General features: G+C 65.8%; 16 protein-coding genes and 1 tRNA gene. 9 read left to right on the forward strand and 8 right to left on the reverse strand.

Translation table 11 applies throughout. The features are described from left to right. Positions 1-42: 42 nt before the first annotated feature. The gene (locus QZ546_RS13320) at positions 43-1,188 is read right to left on the reverse strand and encodes a DUF418 domain-containing protein (protein WP_294238360.1); all 1,146 of its coding nucleotides are present in this window, start codon (positions 1,186-1,188) and stop codon (positions 43-45) included. 160 nt (positions 1,189-1,348) lie between these two features. Here QZ546_RS13320 and nhaA point away from each other — a divergent pair, with 160 nt between their 5' ends. Continuing rightward, on the forward strand, positions 1,349-2,755 hold the full coding sequence (nhaA, locus tag QZ546_RS13325) for a Na+/H+ antiporter NhaA (RefSeq protein ID WP_294238363.1): 1,407 nt from the start codon (positions 1,349-1,351) through the stop codon (positions 2,753-2,755). On the opposite strand, the gene purL is transcribed toward nhaA, so the two are convergent. The 3 genes from purL to map are packed head-to-tail and all read right to left on the reverse strand — an operon-like array spanning position 2,752 to position 7,382. Continuing rightward, positions 2,752-4,977: a phosphoribosylformylglycinamidine synthase subunit PurL gene (purL, locus tag QZ546_RS13330; protein ID WP_294238366.1), complete on the reverse strand. Its 2,226-nt coding sequence runs from the start codon at positions 4,975-4,977 to the stop codon at positions 2,752-2,754. The genes nhaA and purL overlap by 4 nt on opposite strands. Positions 4,978-5,035: 58 nt before the next feature. Next, positions 5,036-6,547 carry an AarF/UbiB family protein gene (locus tag QZ546_RS13335; RefSeq protein ID WP_294238420.1) on the reverse strand — a complete coding sequence of 504 codons (1,512 nt, stop codon included), beginning with the start codon at positions 6,545-6,547 and terminating at the stop codon, positions 5,036-5,038. Positions 6,548-6,554: 7 nt separating this feature from the next. Next, positions 6,555-7,382, reverse strand: a complete 828-nt coding sequence (map, locus tag QZ546_RS13340) for a type I methionyl aminopeptidase (RefSeq protein WP_294238369.1) — start codon at positions 7,380-7,382, stop codon at positions 6,555-6,557. A gap of 50 nt (positions 7,383-7,432) precedes the next feature. Between map and QZ546_RS13345 the strand changes: the two genes are divergently transcribed. The 3 genes from QZ546_RS13345 (at position 7,433) to QZ546_RS13355 (ending at position 10,366) form a co-directional block, all read left to right on the forward strand. Beyond that, positions 7,433-8,203: a molybdopterin-binding protein gene (locus tag QZ546_RS13345; protein WP_294238371.1), complete on the forward strand. Its 771-nt coding sequence runs from the start codon at positions 7,433-7,435 to the stop codon at positions 8,201-8,203. Positions 8,204-8,300: 97 nt separating this feature from the next. After that, the gene (locus QZ546_RS13350; protein ID WP_294238375.1) at positions 8,301-9,281 is read left to right on the forward strand and encodes an NAD-dependent epimerase/dehydratase family protein; all 981 of its coding nucleotides are present in this window, start codon (positions 8,301-8,303) and stop codon (positions 9,279-9,281) included. 200 nt (positions 9,282-9,481) lie between these two features. Further along, positions 9,482-10,366: an alpha/beta hydrolase gene (locus QZ546_RS13355; RefSeq protein ID WP_294238378.1), complete on the forward strand. Its 885-nt coding sequence runs from the start codon at positions 9,482-9,484 to the stop codon at positions 10,364-10,366. 65 nt (positions 10,367-10,431) lie between these two features. Here QZ546_RS13355 and QZ546_RS13360 read toward each other — a convergent pair whose 3' ends face one another. Together QZ546_RS13360 and QZ546_RS13365 are read right to left on the reverse strand one after the other, a co-directional pair. Next, positions 10,432-11,739 carry an MFS transporter gene (locus tag QZ546_RS13360; protein WP_294238423.1) on the reverse strand — a complete coding sequence of 436 codons (1,308 nt, stop codon included), beginning with the start codon at positions 11,737-11,739 and terminating at the stop codon, positions 10,432-10,434. A gap of 59 nt (positions 11,740-11,798) precedes the next feature. Then, a complete protein-coding gene (locus QZ546_RS13365) occupies positions 11,799-11,948 on the reverse strand; it encodes a hypothetical protein (protein ID WP_294238381.1) in 150 nt (49 codons plus the stop codon). Between the two features lie 176 nt (positions 11,949-12,124). On the opposite strand from QZ546_RS13365, the gene QZ546_RS13370 reads away from it, so the two are divergent. Both QZ546_RS13370 and QZ546_RS13375 read left to right on the forward strand, forming a co-directional pair. Further along, complete coding sequence (locus QZ546_RS13370) at positions 12,125-13,909, forward strand: ATP-binding protein (RefSeq protein WP_294238383.1); 1,785 nt, start codon at positions 12,125-12,127, stop codon at positions 13,907-13,909. Next, positions 13,906-15,204, forward strand: a complete 1,299-nt coding sequence (locus QZ546_RS13375) for a sigma-54 dependent transcriptional regulator (protein ID WP_294238386.1) — start codon at positions 13,906-13,908, stop codon at positions 15,202-15,204. The genes QZ546_RS13370 and QZ546_RS13375 overlap by 4 nt, the downstream gene beginning before the upstream one ends. Before the next feature lie 1,101 nt (positions 15,205-16,305). Here the strand turns inward: QZ546_RS13375 and QZ546_RS13380 are convergent. Next, entirely contained in the window at positions 16,306-16,947 is a 642-nt protein-coding gene (locus QZ546_RS13380) for a sigma-70 family RNA polymerase sigma factor (protein ID WP_294238389.1), read from the reverse strand. Between the two features lie 180 nt (positions 16,948-17,127). On the opposite strand from QZ546_RS13380, the gene QZ546_RS13385 reads away from it, so the two are divergent. The 3 genes from QZ546_RS13385 to QZ546_RS13395 all read left to right on the forward strand — a co-directional run bounded on the left by QZ546_RS13385 (position 17,128) and on the right by QZ546_RS13395 (position 21,264). After that, complete coding sequence (locus QZ546_RS13385; protein WP_294238392.1) at positions 17,128-18,393, forward strand: dipeptidase; 1,266 nt, start codon at positions 17,128-17,130, stop codon at positions 18,391-18,393. 123 nt (positions 18,394-18,516) lie between these two features. Beyond that, a complete protein-coding gene (locus QZ546_RS13390) occupies positions 18,517-20,934 on the forward strand; it encodes a TonB-dependent receptor (RefSeq protein ID WP_294238394.1) in 2,418 nt (805 codons plus the stop codon). A gap of 256 nt (positions 20,935-21,190) precedes the next feature. Next, positions 21,191-21,264 (forward strand) — tRNA-Gly (locus QZ546_RS13395). A 247-nt stretch (positions 21,265-21,511) separates the two neighbouring features. Here the strand turns inward: QZ546_RS13395 and QZ546_RS13400 are convergent. Continuing rightward, positions 21,512-22,486: a DUF6607 family protein gene (locus tag QZ546_RS13400; protein WP_294238396.1), complete on the reverse strand. Its 975-nt coding sequence runs from the start codon at positions 22,484-22,486 to the stop codon at positions 21,512-21,514. Between the last annotated feature and the right edge of the window lie 3 nt (positions 22,487-22,489).

A 22,489-nucleotide genomic window follows, 5' to 3' on the forward strand; every position in this document is an offset into this window, starting at 1 on the left:
ATGATAGTGGCTCGCAAGGCTCTTGCGAGGCGTTTGCAGATATCAGGTCGTTTTTCCGCGGGCCGCCAGCCGCCAGACTCGTTCCAGCGGCCCCTGTCCGAAGCGGTCGAGCCAAGGCTTCGACCAGAGCAGCATCAACGCCCAGACCGGCAGGACGAGCCAGTAGAGCTGGGCCCGGTCCCAGCGGGCGAACTGGCTCAGGCCATGGCCATAGAAGATCAGCGTCATGATGATGCTGGTCCCCAGATAGTTGGTGAAGGCCATGCGCCCGGCCGCGGCGATCCGGTCGGTCCACCACCGACCCGGCCGCAGGACGAGCAGCAGCAGCGCGGCATAGCCGATCGTCCCGATCAGCCGGAACGGCACGTTGAGGAACAACTCCACCAGCACGACCGTGCGCACCTCGAAGCCGCTGGCGATGATCGCAACCGTCATCGCGCCATAGGCCGCCACCGACAGGCCGATTCCGATCCCGGCACAGCGACGATAGGCGAGGGTCGACCAATCGCCGGTCAGGAAGCCGGACTTCAGCGCCGCCATGCCGAGCAGCATGGCGCTCAGCGTATCGGGACCGATCTGTATCAGGTCGAGCAGCGGATTGCCTTCATGGGCCCAGCGAAAGGCGGTCGCATCGCCCCATGATCCCCGCATCGCGGTGATCTCGGGCATCAGCCGCGCGACGCCGGGCGCTCCGAACGCGTTCTGGTAAAGCTGCCACAGCGAAACCGCCTGCGGCGTATCGCGCGCGGCGGCGGAGGACAGGCCCATGCATTCCAGCCAGCCCATTGCCATCGACAGCCCGGCCATGGCGATGGCAGCCGCGAGCAGCCGACGCGCGCTGAGCCCGACAAAACCCAGCGCGACCACGCCGACCAGCGCGTAATGCGCCAGGATATCGCCGCTCCAGATGAAGGTGCGATGGACCATGCCGAACAGGAAGAGCACGGCCATGCGACGCAGGTGCAGCGAAGCGCCGTTCTGCCCCTTCTCTTCGGCGCGCTCCAGGATCAGCAGGGTCGACGCGCCGAACAGGAGGGAGAACAGGCCGCGCATCCGCCCGTTGACGAAAATCTCGGTCAACGCCCAGGCGGTCAGATCCGCTGCGCCGCTGCCGCCCCAGGCCAGTGGATTGGAATAGGCGGGATCGGGCAAGGCGAAGCCGGGCAGATTGGCCAGGAGAATGGCCATGACCGCAACCCCGCGCAGGGCATCGAGCGTGAAGAGCCGGCCCATTGGGGCGGGGGCGGGAAGGGGACCGTGGGCCAAGGAAAAGCTCCGTTCAGGCTCGGGGGCTTAGCGGGTGAGGATCGCGATGCAACCGCCCCGGGGCTCCAGGCATTGCCAGACCATGGGATTATCACCTCGCCTGACCGGCCGCGCCACCGCCCGCGCCCATCATTCGCCTGTGGCGTCGGCCTTTCTGCGCAAGATCGAGCCCTTCTTTGCTGGGCGCGAGGTCACGGGCGGGCCGTTGCTGGTAGCGACCATCCTGGCACTGGTTCTGACCAACAGCCCCTTTGCGCGGGCGTTCGAGGGGTTTTGGGACACGCCGGTCAGCGTCGCGTTCGGCGCGCGCCGTGTGTCGCATAGTCTGGCGGAGTGGATCGACCATGGCCTGCTGCCGCTGTTCTTCGTGATCGTCGGCGCCGACGTGAAGCGCGAGATGGTGATGGGACCGCTGGCGCAGTGGCGCAGCGCCGCCTTTCCCCTGGCCGGAGCGGTGGGCGGCATGGTCGTGCCGGTCGGGCTCTATCTGGTCGTAACGGGCGGAACCCCGGCGGCTGCGGGATGGGGCAGCGTCATCACCACGGACACGGCCTTTGGCCTGGCCCTGATCGCATTGTTCGCGACCAGCTTGCCCGCTGGGCTCCGCGCGTTGATGCTGGCCTTTGCGGCGGTGGACGATGTCGGCGGGCTGTTGGTCATCGCCTTCGCCTATAGCGGTGCGATCGACCCTTACGGATTGATCGTGGCGGGCGCCGCTTTGGCGGCCATTGTCGGGCTGCGGCGGGTCGGCTGGGTTTCGTCGGTGCCTTATGTTTTGCTCGCGCTGATCATATGGGGCGGCGTCCTGGAGTCGGGCATCCATGCGACGATCGCGGGCGTCCTGATCGGGCTGACCGTGCCGGTGCGGCCGAGGCTCGACCAGCGCTCCTTTGCCGAGCGCGTTCAGCCCCGGGTCGACGCATTCCAGGACGTGCATGGCGCGGCCGAGCGAAGTGAGGATGATGGCACGCAGGAGGCGCTTCGTGAACAGGCCGAGGAACGGCTGGGCTATCTGCAGGAGATGGCCTCGGCCACACGAGAAGCGAGCAGCCGCCTGATCGAGATACTGACGCCTTGGGTGAATTATGTCGTGTTGCCGCTGTTCGCGCTGTCCAATGTCCGCATCCATGTCTCGGGCGAATTGCTGGGCATGATCGGCAGCCCGCTGGTGCTCGGCGTCATCCTGGGGCTGGTAGTGGGAAAGCCGCTCGGGTTTCTGGGCTTCACCTGGGTCGCGAGCGCCCTGGGCGTGGCGCGGCGGCCCGATCAGGTCAGCTGGTCGATGGTGATAGGCATCGGCGCGTTGGCCGGGATCGGTTTCACCATATCGCTCTTCATAGCCGGCTTGGCCTTTGGCGAGGGCGAGATGCGGGAGGCGGCGTCGCTGGGCGTCCTGATCGCCTCGATGCTGGCCGCCGCGATCGGCTATGCGATCCTGCGATTTTGCGCGGAGCCCCGGCACGCGGCCGAGGCTCCGGCACAGGCTTAGGCGAGCGCGGCGTCGGCGCCCATCAGCGCGGGGAAGAAGCCTTCATGCGCCCGGCGCAGATCGTCGAGCGTCACGACGAAATCGCCGTCTTCGCGCTCGAAGATCAGGCGCGTGCCCGCCGTGCGACCGATGCGCTCGACCTCGACACCGGCTTGATGCGCATTGGCGAGGAAGTCGATCAGCGCGGTGTCCTCGACCGTGGCGACATACAGGCCCTGATCCTCGGCGAAGAGCTGGCGGCAGGCTTCGCCGGTTTCCGGGAACTGGATCAGCGCGCCGATATTGCCCGCCAGCGCCATCTCCGCGACCGTCACGGCGATGCCGCCGTCCGAGACGTCGTGCACGGCGGTCAGGTGCCCGGCGGTGATCGATTCGCGGACCAGGTCGCCGGTGCGGCGCTCGGCATTCAGGTCGATCGACGGGGGCGGGCCCGCGTCGCGGCCTTCGATCCCATGCACTTCGCGCAGCCACAGCGACTGGCCGATCTCGCCCTTCGGCGTGCCGATCAGGACGATGACGTCGCCGGTGCCCTTGAAGGCGATGGTCGCCGACTTGGACCAGTCGGCCATCAGGCCGACGCCGCCGATCGCCGGGGTCGGCAGGATCGCCGAGCCGCCGCCGGTCGCCTTCGACTCGTTATAGAGCGACACGTTGCCCGACACGATCGGATAGTCGAGCGCGCGGCACGCCTGGCTCATGCCGTCGAGGCAGCCGACGATCTGGCCCATGATTTCGGGACGCTGCGGATTGGCGAAGTTGAGGCAGTTGGTGATGGCGAGCGGCTTGGCGCCGACCGCCGTGATGTTGCGCCACGTCTCGACCACGGCCTGCATCCCGCCCGTGACCGGATCGGCATAGCAATAGCGCGGGGTGCAGTCGGTGCTCATCGCGAGCCCCTTCTGCGTGCCATGGACGCGGACCACGGCGGCGTCGCCACCGGGGCGCTGCACCGTGTCGCCGCCGACCATATGGTCATACTGCTCCCAAATCCACCGGCGCGACGCGATATCGGGCGAGCCCATCAGCTTCAGCAGATCGGCCGCCGGGTCCTGGCAACCGGGCGAGGTGATCGCGGCCGGGACTTGCGTGGGCACATGGGGGCGGTCGTAGAGCGGTGCGTCATCGGCCAGCGGGGCGAGCGGAATGTCGCACACCACTTCGCCCTTGTGGCGCAGAACCATGCGGCCGGTTTCGGTGACATGGCCGATGACCGCGAAGTCCAGCTCCCACTTGCGGAAGATCGCCTCGGCGAAATCCTCGCGACCGGGCTTCAGCACCATGAGCATCCGCTCCTGGCTTTCCGACAGCATCATTTCGTACGCCGTCATGCCCTCTTCGCGCTGGGGCACGTCGTCCATGATCAGCTCGATGCCGACGCCGCCCTTGGAGGCCATCTCGACCGACGAAGAGGTCAGGCCTGCCGCGCCCATGTCCTGGATCGCGACGATCGCGTCCGAGGCCATGAGTTCGAGACACGCCTCGATCAGCAGCTTTTCGGTGAAGGGGTCGCCGACCTGCACGGTCGGGCGCTTGGCGTCCGCATCCTCGCCGAAATCGGCCGAGGCCATGGTCGCCCCGTGGATGCCGTCGCGGCCGGTCTTCGACCCGACATAGACGATCGGATTGCCGACGCCGCTGGCGGCCGAATAGAAGATCTTGTCCTGATCGGCGACGCCGACGGTCATCGCATTGACCAGGATGTTGCCGTCATAGGCTGGGTGGAAGTTCACCTCGCCACCGACGGTCGGCACGCCGACGCAATTGCCATAGCCGCCGATGCCGTGCACCACGCCCGAGATCAGGTGGCGCATCTTGGGGTGATCGGGCCGCCCGAACCGCAGCGCGTTCAGGTTCGCGACCGGGCGCGCGCCCATGGTGAACACGTCGCGCAGGATGCCGCCCACGCCCGTCGCCGCGCCCTGATAGGGCTCGATGTACGAGGGGTGGTTGTGGCTCTCCATCTTGAAGATGGCGGCCTGGCCGTCGCCGATGTCGATGACGCCCGCATTCTCGCCGGGACCGCAGATCACCTGGGGCCCTTCGGTGGGCAGCTTCTTCAGGTGGATGCGGCTCGACTTGTAGCTGCAATGCTCGGACCACATGACCGAGAAGATGCCAAGCTCGACGAGGTTCGGCTCGCGGCCCAGCGCGGTCAGGACGCGCTGATATTCTTCTTCGGACAGGCCGTGGTCGGCGACGATCTGGGGCGTGATCTCGGTCATGGCCCGCGCCTTTAACGCGGTGTCGTGGGTTCGTCACTATGGCTCTCGCGCGAAGATGCTATCCGAAGTGCACCGCCAGCGCGATCGCCAGCCCCGACAGGGCCAGCGCGCCCGCGATCCAACCCGCGCCGGTGCGGATCGCGGCTTCGATGCCGATGGTCGAAATGGCGGCCTGTTCGCTTTCCAGCTTGCGCGTCGTCGCACGGATCAGGCGGGGCAGGTCGTCGCCCAGCCTGTCCAGCTCCAGCCCCAATGCGGCGGCGCGGCGGGTCCAGCGTTCGGGCGACAGCCGCGCCTGGACGATCCGTGCGCTGGCCCGGCTCAGCGCGGCGGACAGGTCGAAGTCGGGCTGGATGCCGCTCAGTACGCCGTCGATGGTGATCAGCGCCTTGAACAGCAGCAGCATGTCGGGCTGAAGGACGATCCGCTCCTCGCGCAGCACCGGGAAGATGTCGCCCAGGATCGCAGCCAGCCGCAGCGCACCGCCGCCGTGGCGCGCGACCAGTCGGTTGGCCACGGCCTGGAACCGTTCGGGCGAAATATCATCGGTTTGCGACCAGTTCTTCAGTGTCTCCGCAAGCAGCACGGGGTCGCTATTGGCGATCGACTGGGTGAAGGCGATCACCTCCTCGCGCCGGCGCGGGCTGACATGGCCGATGAGCCCCAGGTCGAGCATCGCGATGCGATTGCCCGCCAGGCAGAGCAGGTTGCCCGGATGGGGGTCGCCATGGAACCGTCCGTTGATGAGCGTCATGTCCAGCACGATGTCGGCCCCCGCCGAGGCGATGGCGGCGGGATCAATCCCCGCTTCGCGCAGCACGGCGGCGCTGCGCGGGGGCACGCCGTCGACAAAATCCATGACCAGCAGCGTTTCGGAGCTGTGCGCCCAGTGGATCACCGGTACGACGACCCGGGGATCGCCCGCAAAATCCTCTCGCAACCGGTCGGCGTTGCGGCCCTCATTGGTGAAGTCCAGCTCCTCCAATATGTCGCGGCCGAGTTCGCGCACCATGCGGACCGCGCCGTAGCGGCGGGCCTCGGCATTGGTGGCCTCGATCATGGCCGCCAATTGGGTCAGCAGACGAAGGTCCGCCTCCATGACGGCACGGATACCGGGACGCCGGATCTTCAGGACGACTTCGGTCCCGTCGGCCAGTGCGGCGCGATGAACCTGAGCGATGGAGGCAGCGGCGAGCGGCGCGGCGTCGAACCGGGCGAAGGCGGTTTCGGGCGATTCGCCCAGCGCCGCCTCGACCTGTTGGCGCAGTTGATCGAAGGGCAGGCGAGGCGCTTCGCTGTGCAGCCGCTCCAGTTCAACGATCCATTCGGGCGGCAGCAGGTCGGCGCGGGTGGCGAGTATCTGCCCCAGCTTGACCCAGACCGGCCCCAGCGCCTCCATCGCCTGCCGCGTACGGGCGGGCAGGTCGAAGGGCAGGGCATCGGGATCGCCCCGCGTCGGATCGAAGCCCAGCCGTGCCAGCAGCACGTCGAGCCCGAAGCGGGAGGCGGTCGCGATCACCTCGGCCAGCCGGGCGCGGTCGCGCGCCGCCACACGGATCGCGCCCAGCATCATGGCCTCAGGCGTAGGGCGGCTGGGTATAGCCCGCCGGGCTGAGCGTGAAGATCTCGCAGCCCTCTTCGGTGATGCCGATCGAATGCTCGAACTGCGCCGACAGCGAGCGGTCGCGCGTCACCGCCGTCCAGCCATCGTCGAGCAGCTTCACGTCCGGGCGGCCGATATTGATCATCGGCTCGATGGTGAAGATCATGCCGGGCTTCAGCTCGGGGCCGGTGCCGGGGCGACCGACATGGACGACTTCGGGTGCGTCATGGAACAACAGGCCCAGGCCATGGCCGCAGAAATCGCGGACCACGCCATAGCGGTGCTTTTCGGCGTGGCGCTGGATCGCATGAGCGACGTCGCCCATGTGATTACCGGGTTTGGCTTGTTCGATGCCCAGCATCAGGCACTCATACGTTACCTCGACCAACTTGCGCGCCTTCAGCGGCACGTCGCCGATCAGGTACATGCGGCTGGTATCACCGTGCCAGCCATCGACGATCGGGGTCACGTCGACATTGACGATGTCGCCCGACTTCAGCGCCTTTTCGGATGGAATGCCATGGCAGACGACATGGTTGATCGAGATGCAGGTCGAATGGGCATAGCCGCGATAGCCCAAGGTCGCGGGCACGCCGCCGCGATCGGCGATGAACTGATGGACCAGGCGGTTGATCTCGGCGGTGGTGACGCCGGGCACCATGTGCGGCACCAGCATGTCCAGCGTCTCGGCGGCCAGACGGCCCGCCTTGTGCATCCCGTCGAACGCCTCGCGGCCCCAGAGCTTGATCGCGCCGGTTCGTCCCTGGGGGGCCTCGGCGGAAACGGTCACATAATCGGTCATTCGCGCGATATAGCGTGGCGCGGCTGGTTTTGCGAGGCTATGTCCGGACCATGACTTCCGCCTCTTCCCCCGAGCGTATCTGGACCGCCGCGCTGGTCGTGATCGGCGACGAAATCCTGTCGGGCCGTACCCAGGATAAGAATGTCGCACAGATCGCCGCTTGGCTGAACGTGCAGGGCATCCGGCTGGCCGAGGTGCGCGTGGTCGCCGACCAGACCGAGGCGATCGTCGAGGCGGTGAACACGCTTCGGGCGCGCAACGACTATCTGTTCACCACGGGTGGCATCGGGCCGACTCATGACGACATCACCGTCGATGCGATCGCCGAGGCGCTGGGCGTGCCGGTGATCGAACATGCCGAGGCACGAGCGATACTGGACGACTATTATGCGACGCGCGGCGGTGTGACCGAGGCGCGGGCGCGCATGGCCCGGACGCCCGAAGGCGCATCGCTGATCGTCAACCGCGTATCCGGAGCGCCCGGCATCCATGTCGCCAACATCTTCATCATGGCGGGGGTGCCGCACATCACGGCGGGCATGCTCGATTCACTGACGGGCACGCTGGAGGGTGGCCGTCCGGTCGTGTCGGGCACCATCGGTTGCTGGGTGGGCGAGAGCGAGGTCGCAGAACTGCTGCGCCGGGTGGAAAAGGCGCATGACGGTGTGGCGATCGGCAGCTACCCCTTTTTCCGCGAAGGCCGCACCGGCGCCAATTTCGTCGTGCGCAGCCCCGATCCCGCCCAGGTCGAGACCTGTTTGCGCGACCTGACCGAAGCGCTGGAGGCGGCAGGTCATCGGGTAGTGCCCGGCGGTATCTGATACCCGGCCGATCGACGGATTTTTAGGGATTACGGGATAGCGTGTCCGCCCGCAGTCCTACGATACGACGCATGTCGATCATTAGAGGAAGTTGAGGATGGCCCGAGCGCCGGTTCTCGTCACCGGCGTGGCCGGTTTTATCGGTCATGCCACGGCGCATCGCCTGCTCGCGCGCGGCGAGCAGGTGGTCGGTGTCGACAGCGTCAACGATTATTACGACCCGGCCTTGAAGGACGCCCGGCTCGCCACATTCGCCGGGCTGGACGGCTTTAGTTTTCATCGGCTGGACATCGCCGATGCCGGAGCGGTCGGCGCGCTCGTCCGCGATCTGGGAATTACCCGGGTCGTCCATCTCGCGGCGCAGGCCGGAGTCCGCTACAGCCTAGAAAATCCTTTCGCCTATGAACGCTCCAATCTGGCCGGGCATCTGGCGGTGATGGAGGCTTGCCGGCATCAGCCGGGGTTCGAGCATCTGGTCTATGCCTCGTCCAGTTCGGTCTATGGCGACAAGCCGATGGGCGGCGCGGGCTTCCGGGAGGACGAGCCCTCGGTCTCGCCCGTTTCGCTCTATGCCGCGACCAAGCGGGCCTGCGAATTGATGAGCCAGTCCTATGCGACTCTCTATGGCTTTCCGCTGACCGGACTGCGTTTCTTCACTGTCTATGGTCCCTGGGGGCGGCCGGACATGGCCTATTATTCGTTCACCCGCCGGATTCTGGCGGGGGAGCCGATCGAGGTGTTCGGCGAAGGCCGTATGGCGCGCGACTTCACCTATATCGACGACATCGTCGACGGCATATTGGGCGCGCTCGACCGTCCGCCCGAACGCGGCGATCACCGGGTCCTCAATATCGGCGACAGCCATCCTGTCGGACTGATGGATATGATCGGCACGCTCGAACGCGCGATCGGTCGCGAAGCGGTCAAGATCATGAAGCCCATGCAGCCCGGCGACGTGACGGCGACCTATGCTGATATATCGCGGCTCCATGCGCTGACCGATTATGCACCCAAGGTCCGGCTGGAAGAGGGGCTCGGCCGCTTCGTGCGGTGGTATCGGGAGTATCACTGCGCCTGACGCCTTCGCCATGAGAGGAACTCATGGCTGGGGCGAGATATGATACTTTGTGGGCCGTGAGCGGCCATGACAAGCCTGCGTGCATCGCTTCACCGAAGGATGTCACGATGCGCACTCGCTCTATGCTTATGCCGTTTCTTGGTCTGGTCGGGATGGCGTGTGGAGGGCCGGGCGGCGCGAGCGAGGGGAAAGGGGCCCCGGTGCCGGTGGAAAGTCGATGGCAGCCTGCTGCTGGCCTGAAACAAATTCCCATCTGGCCCGGTGCGGCGCCCGACGGCACGTTCCGCCCGCAGCCGCCCGAAAGCGTCCAGACCTATGACGATCCGGCCGCTGCGGGCGGCACGTCGCAGGCTGTCCTCAACATCGCCGTCCCGACGATGACGATCATGCCCGCCAAGGGGCGGCCGAATGGCACGGCCGTGATCGTGTTTCCCGGCGGCGGTTTCCAGAAGGTCTTCATCGACCTGGAAGGCACCGAGATTTGCGCCTGGCTGACCGCCCAGGGCGTGACCTGTATCGTGTCGAAATATCGCGCACCAGGCGGCAACGACTTTTGGGACGATGTGACCAGGCGGCACATCACCCCGAAGATCCCGCGCGCGCTCCAGGATGCACAGCGCACCATCAGGCTGGTCCGGGCCAAGGCGCCGGAACTGGGGATTGATCCGCATCGCATCGGCGTCTTGGGCATGTCCGCTGGCGGCTATCTCGTCGCGCAGACCAGCAACATCCTGACGCCGACCTATCGTTCCGTCGATGCCGTCGACCGGGTCAGCAGCCGCCCGGACTTCGCCATCGCCCTGTATCCGGGGCATATCTGCCGGGATAAGGGGGCGTTCGACCCGAGCCTGCCGATCAGCAAGGCCGCGCCGCCGACCTTCATCGTCCAGGCCTGGGACGATCCGGTCGATCCGGTCTGCAACAGCCTGATGTACGCCACCGCGTTGGACAAGGCGGGGGTGTCGACCGAGGTGCATCTGTTCGCCAAGGGCGGTCACGCCTTCGCGCTGCGCCATGGAACCGAACCCGTCGGCCGCTGGCCGCATCTGGCCGAGCTGTGGCTGCATCAGATCAAGATGCTGTAGGGGCCGCCGCCCCGGGGAGCGGACATGCGTCGCATGATCCGCCCCGAAACGGCGGCGGTGGCGGCTCAGTCCTCGGCGATCAGGCTGTCGCGGCGCGTGTCGCGCATCCGCAGATAGACGATCAGCGAGATGCCGATCATCACCGTGACGTACCAGTAGAAGCCATGCTCCCACCCGGCCGCCTTGAATTTCAGCGCGACGAACTCCGCCGTGCCGCCGAAGATGGTATTGGCCAGCGCATAGGGCAGGGCGACGCCCAGCGCGCGGATATGGGCCGGGAACATCTCCGCCTTCACGACCGCGTTGATCGAGGTGTAGCCGGTCACGATGATGAGGGCAGCCATCACCAGCAGCCCGGCCGTGAACTTGTCCTGGGTATGCTGGAGCGCGGTGAAGATCGGATAGGTGAACAGGACGCCCGCGACGCCGAAGGCGATCATCAGCGGCTTGCGCCCGATCTTGTCGCTCAGCGCACCGGCGACGGGCTGGAGCAGCATGAAGATGAACAGCGTGACCGCGTTGATCTCGGTCGCGGCTTCCTTGGTGAAGCCGCTGGTGTTGACCAGGAACTTCTGCATGTAGATTGAATAGGCATAGAAGGCGAGCGTACCGCCGGCGGTCAGCAGCATGACCAGCGCGGTTTCCTTCGGATGGTGGCGCAGCAGGGCCAGGAAGCCCGATTTGGGCGCGTCCGTCGCCTTGGCGTTCTTGAAGCTCTCGGTCTCGGCAAGGCCGCGGCGCAGGCGGAACACGACGACGGCCAGGACCGCGCCGACCAGGAACGGAATACGCCAGCCCCATTCCTCCAGTTCGGGCTTGCCCATCACGTTCTGGAGCAGCAGCAGCAACAGGATCGCGAGCAACTGGCCCGAGATCAGCGTGACATACTGGAACGACGAGAAGAAGCCGCGCCGGTCCTTGCCCGCCATTTCGGAGAGATAGGTCGCGCTGGCCCCATATTCGCCGCCGACCGACAGGCCCTGCATCAGGCGCGCGAGCACGAGCAGCGTGGGGGCGAGCACGCCGATCGTGGCGTAACCGGGGGTCAGCGCGATGATCAGCGAGCCCAGGCACATCAGCGTGACCGACAGGGTCAGGCCCGCCTTGCGACCATGGCGGTCGGAATAGACGCCCATCACCCAGGCCCCGATCGGCCGCATCACGAAACCGACCGCGAACACGGCGGCGGCGCTCAGCAACTGCGCGGTCTGGTTGTCGCTGGGGAAGAAGTGCGGCGCGAAATAGAGCGTGAAGGCGGAATAGACATACCAGTCGAACCATTCGACCAGATTGCCGGTCGATCCGCCGATAATGGATTTCAGCCGGGAATTGGTGCTGGGCGGGGCGGCGCCCGCCGCATGGGTCATAGGCATCGTCGCCATGTCGTCTCTCCCATTATGGTTCATTATTACGGTCCGTATCGAAAATGGGCTCAAAGCGCCGGAAAGTCGGTGACCGCGTCGGTCGGCGCGGCCGTGGGATTTTGCCGTCGGGCATGGAGAGGCTGGCCGGCAGGCGCATCGCTGCGCGCGACCAGTCGCAAGATCGAACGTTGGCCGTCGTGATCCGGGGAAATCGCCATTCTGTCCTCTCACGCCCGATTTTTCGGATGCTGAGTCAGCATGCGTGCGAGAGGCAGTGGGGTAAATCACCTGCGTGAAAATTAAGGAAAATACATAAATACAATAGGTTATGCGTGATTAACGAGCTTCGTGATGCCAAGCTCGTGCGAGTTTCTGCATAGCGTCGGATGGCAAATTGCAGCATCTTGCAAAGATGATCGCGCGCCGCATCCCTCCTCCGATTCTGGCCGGTGGTTTTTCCATCGTCATCGGCCTGTTGGCATGGCTTGCGGCATCGTTTTGGCTCGGGCGCGCGGCACAGGACGATCTGCGCCGAGAGGCAGAGCGCGTCGCCCTGCAGCAGGTGCGGCTGTTCTCCAGCGATCTGGCGCAGTTCCGGCTGCTGCCCCTGGTATTGGGCGAGTATAACGATCTTGGTGAAGCGCTGCGCCAGGGCGATCCCGCCGCACGGCGCCGAATGGATGCCAAGCTGCATCTGCTTGCCGAGCGGACCGGCGCGCCGGTGATCTATCTGATCGACCGCTCGGGTGAGACCGTGTCCGCCTCCAATACCGGGACGGCGGAAAGCTTTGTCGGGCGCAATTACCGGTTCCGCCCTTATTTCGTGCGCGCCATGCAACAGGGGCCGGCGGAATATTATGCGGTCGGCAATGTCAGCGGCCGCCCCGGCCTGTTCCTTGCCCGCCGGATCGGTCCGGCCGCCGACCCGGCCGGCGTGATCGTCGTGAAGGTCGAGTTTGACTCGCTGATCCGCATCTGGCGCAGCGATCCAGGCCAGACGCTGGTGATGGATCGGCGGGGTATAGTCCTGTTCGCGACCGATCCCGCCGAACGTTTCCGCACCACCCGGCCTTTGACCAGGGCGGAGTTGACTGACATCGCCAGCGCCGCGCAGTTCGGCTACGTCCCGCTGCAACCCAGACGCTATGTGGTGACGGGTCGCGGCTTGGCGCGAATGCCGGGAGGGGTGCGATCCGTGATCAGCGCGGTCGCCATGCCGATGCCCGGCTGGAGGCTGTTCCATGCCATGCCGGTCGCCGCCGCGCTGCGCGAAGCGGCCAATCTGGCGCGGCTGATCGGCCTGGTCGCGGCGCTCATCAGCGGGCTGGTCGCGGCCTTCCTGCTCTGGCGCATCACCCGTGCCGCCGATGCCGCGCGCGAACGGGCCCGGCTGGAAGCCGCCGTCGCCACCCGGACCGCCGAACTCCGCGCCGAGATCGCTGAGCGGACGCGGGTCGACGAGCGGTTTCGCGAAGCGCGCGAGGAGCTGGCCCAGGCCAATCGTCTGGGATCGCTGGGATCGATCACGGCGGGGTTGGCGCATGAGATCAATCAGCCGGTGGCGACCATTCGCACCCTGTCGGAAAATGCCCGCGCGCATTTGGCCAGCGGCAGGCTCGACCGGGTCGCCGCCAATCTCGACACCGCCATCGGCCTGACCGCCAGGATCGGCGCGATCACGCAGGAGATGCGGCGCTTCGCCCGGCGCGGCACCGGGACGATCGAACCGGTGCCGCTAGACGCGGTGATCGCGGGCACGCGCCTGCTGATCGGCGACCGGTTCCGCACCGCCGGTGTCGCGCTGGAATGGCCGCCGCCCGGACAGTCGAGTGTGATCGCGGGGCGGGTGCGGCTGGAGCAGGTGCTGGTCAATCTGCTCCAGAATGCGCTCGACGCGGTGAAGGAGCGCGCGGAGGCGCTGGTGGCGCTGACCATCGAGGTCGAGGACGACCGCGTCGCGCTGATCGTCGCCGATAATGGCCCCGGCATCGACCCGGCCATTGCGGATCACATCTTCGAGCCCTTCGTCACTGGCAAGCCCGACGGGCTGGGACTGGGGCTGGGTATTGTGCGCGACATCATCGAGGCGTTTGACGGCACGGTGGCGGTGGTCCCGTCGCCGCTGGGCGGGGCGGCCTTCCGGATGACGGTCGCGCGGGCAAGGGAAGTAACGCCATGAAAGTCCTGCTGATCGACGATGATGACGCGCTTCGTGCCGCCATCGCCGATACTTTCGTCATCGCAGGCGTCGAGGTGGAGGCCCATGCCGAGGCACGGAGCGCGCTTGCGGCGATCGACGTCGACTTTGCCGGAATCGTCGTCACCGATATCCGGATGCCGGGCATGGACGGCCATGCGATGTTCGACGCGGTCCGGGCGCGTGACGCCGAACTGCCCGTTCTGTTGATGACCGGGCATGGCGACATCGCGATGGCGGTGGCCGCGATGAGCAGGGGCGCCTTCGACTTCATCGCCAAACCCTTCGCGACCGACCATCTGGTGGCCAGCGTCCGCCGCGCGCTGGACACGCGTCGGCTGGTCCTTGAAAACCGTCGGCTTCGCGCGGCGCTCCCGGCGGCCGAGGAGGATTTTCCCCTGATCGGCACCACGCCGGCCATGTCGTCCTTGCGCGACGCGGTGCGGCAACTGGCGCAAGTCGAAGTCGACGTTTTGATCGAGGGGGAAACCGGCACCGGCAAGGAACTGGTGGCGCGGATGCTCCATCGCTGGAGCAAGCGGCGCGGGCGGGAATTCGTGGCGATCGACTGCGCCGCGCTGCCCGACCAGCTTGCCGACGAAGCGCTGTTCGGCGGGCGAGCCCAGGGCGGCCGCATCGAAGACGCCAATCGCGGCACCCTGTTCCTCGACGAGATCGATAGCATGTCGAGTGCGGTGCAGGGCAAGCTGCTGCGCGTGATCGAGGAACGCGAACTGCCCCCGATCGGCAGCGGATCGCCGCGCAGCGTCGATCTGCGCATCGTCGCCGCGGCCAAGGGCGACCTGTCCCAGGCCTGTGCCGAGGGGCGGTTCCGCGAGGATCTGCTCTATCGGCTGGAGACCGTCCGCATCCGCATTCCCCCTTTGCGCGAACGCCGCGCCGACGTGCCGCTGTTGTTCAGCTACTTCCTGCAGGAGGCGGCGGAGCGTTTCGGTCGTCCGGTCCCGCCGCTGACCGCCACGGTCGAGGCCAGGTTGATGACCGATCCCTGGCGCGGCAACGTCCGGGCGCTGCGCAACTTCGCGGTTCAGACCGTTCTGGCCCTGCCCCACGCCGAGAATGACGAGGCCAGCCTGCCGCTGGCTGACCGGGTGGCCCGCTTCGAAGCCGCCGTCATTGCCGAGGCCCTGCAGAGGGCGGCGGGCGACGTCGGCATCGCGGCGGAAGCGCTGTCGATGTCGAAGCGCAGCCTCTATGACCGGCTCCAGCGTTATGGTCTGGATGCCAGCGAGCATCGTCGATCGAGCCAGCCCTGACCGTCCGCCCGGGCCGCTCGGATCTACCCATGTCGGATACCGTGCCGGTGCGCCCGGCGGACCGGCGCCTTGTCCAAAAGCAGGACGGTCGCATAGTTGCGGTAAAGGCGTGTGCTTGCAAGACGTGGGTCGAATATCGCGCGCTCGTCCGGCGGGGCATGACGCCAAAAAAGCAGGATGGTGTCGGACGGCATCACGCTTTCGCCCGCCAGCAACGCGACCTAGCCTGCACCGACGACGAGCGGCTGCAAATCGCGCTTGCGGGTCCAGGGTCAGGGGTACCGGGGCAAGCTCCCGTTCCCGGTGCCGGTTGCCATCGACAACCCAAAGGGCTGGTCCATATTATTGGGTCTTAAGGATATTACCGAATCCGTCGCGTCGCCATCCCGGCACTTCTGGGTTTGTTCGCCATGCCCCCCCCACCACACGTCCCCCGATCTTCGCACGGCCTTGGTCCTGAACGCCTATAAGGCCGGGGGGCTATGCGGCGCAGCATTAGGCCGGCATCGCGCGGGATTGGATCGTCGGCACCTCGGCAGATCCGATCAACGGCGCGATCATCCCTGGCAAGGCCCTGGCGGTTTGCCGGTCGCGGCTGACGGAGCTGTGGCGGCCCGAAAGCACCGGTACCATCGGCCTGCTGGCCTGGCTCATGGGCCCGGACAGTCGGAGGTGCAGCGGTGAAGTGATTGCGATCCTGCTCGGCGAACGACACATGGTGGAGTTTTTCCGGTCGCTCCCATGCCGCGGCAAGCCCTGCGCTAAAGCCGTGGGGCTGAACCGGTATGCGGGAAAAACTCGGGCCCGACATGCGCGTTTCGACAGGGCTGCACATATCGGGCGCTCGTGAGTTCCAGGCACAAGGCAGTCGTGCCCGCACCTATCAAACAGGCGGCGATCGCGCCTATTGCGAGTTTGCGCGTAACCCGGGCTCCCGACGCCGGACGGGGTGGCGCGATCGTAACCACGCCTTCGTGGCATTGTTCGGTCGCCACATCACGCAACCCGGCCAACAGCGCCCACCCTGCCTCAATCTTGGCGAAGGCGCAGCCATGCGCGGGATCCTCCGCGATCCAGCGATAGGCAGCGTTCCAGTCGGTCTCAGCCCCGCTGGCGTGCGCCGCCAAGAACAGCCGCGCCGCTTCCGCCGCGATCGCCTGTCGCCTCGTTGCGCTTGTGCAGGGACCATCCAAAGCCAGAGCCCTCATACTCGCTGCCGCCATACGCGCTGATCGCCTGCGTGATCTTCAGTGCGGCGCGTGACAGATGCTTGTCTACCGTGGAAACGGACAAGCCCATCATTTCTGCTATCGCGTGCGTCGGCCAATCATACACCCGCCGCAGGACGAAGGCGCGGCGGCATTGCGCGGGCAGGGTCTCGAGAATGGCCTGCAGGTGCCGCAGTGCGTCGCGCGCCTCCAGTCCGGCTTCGGCGCGGTCGTCGACGCCGATCGTGTCGAGATCGGCGATCGTCTCGAACGACACGATCTTGGCGCGTCGCACGGCGTCAACCACCAGATTGCGAGCGATCTGATACAGATAGGCGCGCCCCGATTGTACACGTTCGACGTCGCCGGTCGCATAAGCCCGGCTCATCGCCTCCGCAACGACGTCGTCGACATCGGCGCCATCGGGCAACAAGCGCCGCAATCGTGACCGCAGCGCCCCCTCATGCGGCAGGATCGCCTGTTTGTACCAATCGAGCCGGGCTCTGACCGACTCGTTATCGCTGAATATACCCACCTCGGACCCCCGAACGCAGTGCAGGCGATCCTCTCCCAAGGCATGTCGTTACCCCGATACCATCAGCGTTCGGGGCGGCTGTCCAGCCATCATGAAATAAAAATGACATCCGTGATAGCAGATTGTGTCCCGACAACCGTCTTGCAGGTCAGTGAATATCACGGCTGGGGGCTGACGAGTATGACATCCGTATCTGCTTTGACGCGCGGCGCGCTGCTGACCGCGCTGGCAGCGGTGCCGCTCGCGGCGCAGACGTCCCCAACCACATCTGCCATCCCGCAGGAGGCGCGGCGGGTGCATGATGCGACGATCGTGCTCGACACGCATTTCGACACGCCCGCCAATCTCGGCCGCCCCGGCTGGAGCATCATGGATCGCCACAGCCGCGCAGAGAGTGGCGACCAGGTCGACTATCCGCGTATGGTCGAAGGCGGGATCGACGGCGGCTTCTTCGCGATCTTCACCGCGCAGGGCCTGCGCACGCCGGAGGGCGATCGCGACGCCCGTGACGCCGGTCTGGTCCGCGCGGTGCAGATCCGCGAGATGGTCGCGCGCCACCCGGACGCGTTTCGGCTGGTAACGACGGCTGCCGAAGCGCGTGCCGCGGTCGCCGCGAAGAAGCGGTTCGTCTTCATCAGCATGGAGAACGGCTATCCGTTCGAAGGCGATCTGTCGCTGGTGCGCACCTTCCAGCGGCTGGGCGTCACGATGATGAGCCCGGTCCATTTCAAGACCAACGACCTCGCCGACAGTGCGACCGACAAGCCTGAATGGAACGGCCTCAGCCCGAAGGGCAAGGCGTTCGTGGCGGAGGCGAACCGGCTCGGCATCCTGATCGATTGCAGCCACGCCTCCGACGACGTGCTGCGCCAGACGATCGCGCAGTCGCGGGCGCCGATCATCCTGTCGCATTCGGGCGTGCGCGCGATCTTCGACCATCCGCGCAACGTCACCGACGCGGATCTTCGCGCGCTCGCCGCCAAGGGGGGCGTCGTGCAGATCAACGCCTTCGACGGCTATATGATCGCGCAGCCCAAGATCCCTGCACGCGAGGCGGCTCTGGCCGAACTGGCGGCGAAGCAGCCACCGCGCGCGACGATGACCGAGGCGGACCGCAAGGCCTATCTGTCGGCACGCAAAGCGATCGATGCCCGCTGGCCCGTACCGCGCGCGACCTTCGACGACGTGATGAAGCATCTGCTCCACGCGATCGAGGTGGCGGGTATCGACCATGTCGGGATCAGTGGCGATTTCGACGGCGGCGGCGGAGTCGAAGGGTTCGACGACATCACGGCTTTCCCCAAGATCACCGCAGCTCTGCTCGCCCGGGGTTACGGCGCGGCCGACGTCGCCAAAGTGTGGGGCGGCAACGCGCTGCGTGTGCTCGACGCGGCACAGGCGGCTGCCGATCCGGGGATGCGTCCGACGATCCCCATAACCTCATGATGCCCGCGATGCGCGGCTGACCTTGTGAGCGGACCGGTACAGCCGGCCGCCGATATGTCCCGGGGGGGATGATCTGAATGGCAATATGTCCGTCGGTGCGCCGACCAGATCAGGAGATTGTGCATGTCCCGAATCCGCGTTCCATCCCCCGTCGGCACGGCGCTGGGCCTTGTCCTTGGCGCGGCGGCGATGCTGCTGACGGGGCAGGCTGCGGCCGCGCAGGCGACCGCCGCGGAGAACGCGGACACGGGCACGCAGCGCAGCGACGAGCCTGAACAGGGCCAGGACGTGGTCGTCAGCGGCCGCCGCATCAGCCAGGCGAGCGAGGCGGTGGGCGAGGACAGGATCACCAGCACCGTCGCGGTGACGCGCGATGCCCTGTTGTCCGCGCCATCGGGCATTTCGGGCCTCAAGATGCTGGAATCGCTGCCGGGCTTCAACGTGCAGACCGATGGCGCGCTCGGCCTGTATGAATTCGGCAACAGCGTGCAGGCGCGCGCCTTCAACCTCGACCAGATCGGCTTCGTCGTCGACGGCGTGCCGATGGGGCGCAGCGACGCCTTTGGCGGCAGCCCGGTATTCCGCTATGTCGACAACGAGAATCTCGGAGTGGTCGAGGCGTCGCCCGGTGCCGGCGGCGTGACGATGCCGACCTATTCGTCACTTGGTCCGGTCGTGTCGTACCGATCGATCGTACCGCAGAACGAGCTTGGCGCCTTCGTTTCGCAGAGCTTCGGCGATTTCGACATGAAGCGTACCTTCGTCCGGGTCAGCACCGGCAAAGTGGGACCGCTGAAAGCCTATGTCAGCCGTACCAAGCTCAACACCGATCTGTGGCGTGGGGCCGGCACCGTCGATCGCGAGCATTGGGAGGCGATGGCGCTGGTCGACATCAACGACAGCAGCTGGGCGCGGTTCAAGTTCGTGTCGAACGATTTCTTCGACTATGACTCGCCGACGCTGTCGCGGACCGAATATTACAGCAAGACGCCCGATCTGGCCGGGCATGTCGGCCGCTATCGTGGCTATTATGGCGATCCCTTGCCGACCTATGCGCCGACGGTGGCGGGGGTGCCTTACTCCAACTCCAACTATACCTATTATTATGGACAGGCGATCAACGTCCGCAAGGACAGGCTGTACGCCGGCACCTTCCACTTCGGCATCGCCGATGGCGTCGACGCCGAAACGACGATCTATTACGAGGATAAGGACGGCTGGGGCAGCTCGCCCGACAGCTACGCCAACACGCTGACCTATTATAACCGCCAGCGGCTGGTGTCCGGCCTCGCGCTGACGGCGCCGCGGGGGACGCAGTTCGGCGTGTCGAGCCTGGGCGGCTATCGTCAGGGCATCCTGCAAAGCCTGCATGCGAAGATCGGGATACATGCGATCGACATGGGCATCTGGGCGGAGGACGACCGCTATCGCCGCTACCAGCGGCGTCAGAACACGCTCGACGGTTCGCCCGCCAGCGCCCCCAATTACAATGAACTGGTCTATGGCCGCCGCGATTACCGGTCGAAGCGCGCAACGACGCAGCTCTTTATTCGCGACCGTATCGAGCTGACGCCTGCCTTCAGCATCGACATGGGCATCAAGGCGCTCGACCTCGACTATCAGCAGCGCGGCTATCGCGACTATGCGGATTATGCGCGGACGGTCGCCAGCGTGAACGTCGCCGGCTGGGGCCCGAAATATAATCGCGCGCACTACCGCGATTTCTTCCTGCCGACCGTCGGCATATTGTATCGCTTCGCCGATCCGCGCACGCAGCTCTTCGCTTCCTATGCCGAAAATATGGCGCTGCCCAAGGGCATGGACGACATCTTCTCGGTCGCCTACGCCAATTCCCCGGCGGTGGTCGGTGCACCCGCGCCGGAGCGGTCGAAGAATATCGAAGTTGGCCTGCGCACGACGCGGCCGGAATTCTTCGCCTCGCTGACCGGCTATTACACCAAGTTCGACAATCGGATTCAGTCGATCGCCTCGATCCTGCCAGGCACGACCAACGTCACCGAAACCTTTTACCAGAATGTCGGCGCGGTGAAGGCTTACGGCGCGGAACTGCTCGCCAATTACAAGCCAGCGTTCCTGCACGGCGCTGCGTATGTCAACGCGAACGTCACCTACAACCATGCGCAGTTTCAGGATAACATCGCCGCGGCGGCGCGTACCTATCTGATCGCGGGTAAATATCTGCCCGATAGCGCGAAATGGATCGTGTCGGGTGGCCTGACCGTCGAACCGGCACCGTGGTTCGTCGCCAATATCACCGGGAAATACACCAGCCGCCGCCAATCGACGTTCGAGAATACGCCCGGATCGTCGCTGCCCGGCTTTACGGTCTTTTCCGCCTATGCCGATATCGGCGACGGCTTTTCGATCGGGCCGGTGCGCAATGCGCGCATTCGCGTCAACGTCGACAATCTGTTCGATAAGGACGTGCTGTCATACATCTCGTCCGCGCTCACCGGCGACGGCCTGTTCCGGCCGCTCAGCCCGCGTACCGTTCAGCTGACGCTGTCCGTCGACATCTGAAATATGGGCCGCGGCGTATCATGCGCCGCGGCCGTCCGATGACGATCCACACATGGCGACGCTGCTGGCGGAATGCGAACCGATTGACCGACGGGCCGCCGAGATTATGGCGTGATCGGACAAGCGGGTCGCATCAATTCGCAGAAAACATGTTGACGGAGCCCAGGTCGCGGTGGCAATCGGCACGCGCATCGCAAAACGCGGTGCCAAACAACGACACAGCCTCACGCGCAAAGCCGCAGGCGTGCTTGTGTTTGCGGGTGTAGCTCAATGGTAGAGCAGCAGCTTCCCAAGCTGAATACGAGGGTTCGATTCCCTTCACCCGCTCCATCACAAGCGTATATTCCTGCATCACGAGCCGTCCGGTCGCTATTCCGATGATGGCGGCGAGCCAGCTCTGCACCGTGATTTTGACGCCGCGCCCGGCTTTGGCCTGGATGAGGATGATACGGTCTTTCAGCAGCCTGTGCAGGTTCTCCACTTCGCGGCGATAATCCGCTTCGACGGCGTTCAATTCCAACCGGGCGGTATCGCATCCGCTCTATTCCGCTCTTTCGCATAGAAGCGCTCCCACGCATCAACCGATTGGGTGGGTGTGCTCGTCGATCAGCGTCTTTGCCTCGGCCGATCCAGCCGCAGTGGTCATCTTGCCCGACTGGATGTCGTCGGCGATGGCGAGCAGGCGGGCGCTGATCACCGTGCCGGTTTCGGCCTCTTCCGGGATGGCGATCCCGCCCTTGGTATCGGCGACGCGCGTCCAGGCGGCGCGCACCGTCGCCCAATAGTCCCTGGTCCTGGCCCAATATTCGTCGGCGGCCTTCACGTCATAGCCGTCGAACCGCTCATAGGTGTTGAGGACCGATTCCTGGACGATGGGCACGAGCTTGCCGTCCTTCAGGCCCATCTTGGTGTTGTCCTGCCAGTGGATCCAGCCGGTCGGGGTCGGCTGATGGCGGTTGATGGAGTAATAGCGGTCATAGACCGGATGGCGGACGGCATCACGCCGGGCCAGCGGGCGCCAGGTCCAGTTGGAGCGCCAGCGGCGGACACCGGCCTGTGTTTCGAACTGGCCCCAGCCCGCATAGCGTGGGCTGTCATCGACCTGATAGACGGTCTGCGACCAGCGTCCGGCGCGCATCCGCTCGGGCACCACCTCCCACACCCATTTGCCCTGGCCCGCATAGACGAGCACGCGTGACGGCTGATAATCCCAGTCCTGGCGCCAATGCTTGATGACATGGGTCTTGCCATCATGCTCGACGACCAGCAGGTGCTGGAGCGCGATATGGTCGGGCGTGTCCTCGATCACGCGCACCACCTCGTTCCCGCCGGAAATCTTGCGCTCCAGCGGCGTGTAGCCCGCGGTCCAGGGCGTCGTTTCCTGCATGTCGAAACGCACCCTGTAATTGCCCGCCATGGCCAGGATTTCTGCGCGGTCGGCGGCCTTGGCGGCCAGGGCTTCGATCGCGTTCTGCTTTACCGGACCATCGGCCAGGGCAGGGGCGGGCAGCAGCGCCAGCGCCGCGACGATCAGCATCGAGGGGTTCTTCATGGC

The organism is uncultured Sphingomonas sp. (genome assembly GCF_913062585.1).
GTDB lineage: Bacteria > Pseudomonadota > Alphaproteobacteria > Sphingomonadales > Sphingomonadaceae > Sphingomonas.

Bases quoted from the DNA above. Each gene is read 5' to 3' on its own strand.
- QZ546_RS13320 (WP_294238360.1), bottom strand. From the start codon at position 1,188: ATGGCCATTCTCCTGGCCAATCTGCCCGGCTTCGCCTTGCCCGATCCC.
- nhaA (WP_294238363.1), top strand. From the start codon at position 1,349: ATGGGATTATCACCTCGCCTGACCGGCCGCGCCACCGCCCGCGCCCAT.
- purL (WP_294238366.1), bottom strand. From the start codon at position 4,977: ATGACCGAGATCACGCCCCAGATCGTCGCCGACCACGGCCTGTCCGAA.
- QZ546_RS13335 (WP_294238420.1), bottom strand. From the start codon at position 6,547: ATGCTGGGCGCGATCCGTGTGGCGGCGCGCGACCGCGCCCGGCTGGCC.
- map (WP_294238369.1), bottom strand. From the start codon at position 7,382: ATGACCGATTATGTGACCGTTTCCGCCGAGGCCCCCCAGGGACGAACC.
- QZ546_RS13345 (WP_294238371.1), top strand. From the start codon at position 7,433: ATGACTTCCGCCTCTTCCCCCGAGCGTATCTGGACCGCCGCGCTGGTC.
- QZ546_RS13350 (WP_294238375.1), top strand. From the start codon at position 8,301: ATGGCCCGAGCGCCGGTTCTCGTCACCGGCGTGGCCGGTTTTATCGGT.
- QZ546_RS13360 (WP_294238423.1), bottom strand. From the start codon at position 11,739: ATGCCTATGACCCATGCGGCGGGCGCCGCCCCGCCCAGCACCAATTCC.
- QZ546_RS13365 (WP_294238381.1), bottom strand. From the start codon at position 11,948: ATGGCGATTTCCCCGGATCACGACGGCCAACGTTCGATCTTGCGACTG.
- QZ546_RS13375 (WP_294238386.1), top strand. From the start codon at position 13,906: ATGAAAGTCCTGCTGATCGACGATGATGACGCGCTTCGTGCCGCCATC.
- QZ546_RS13385 (WP_294238392.1), top strand. From the start codon at position 17,128: ATGACATCCGTATCTGCTTTGACGCGCGGCGCGCTGCTGACCGCGCTG.
- QZ546_RS13390 (WP_294238394.1), top strand. From the start codon at position 18,517: ATGTCCCGAATCCGCGTTCCATCCCCCGTCGGCACGGCGCTGGGCCTT.
- QZ546_RS13400 (WP_294238396.1), bottom strand. From the start codon at position 22,486: ATGAAGAACCCCTCGATGCTGATCGTCGCGGCGCTGGCGCTGCTGCCC.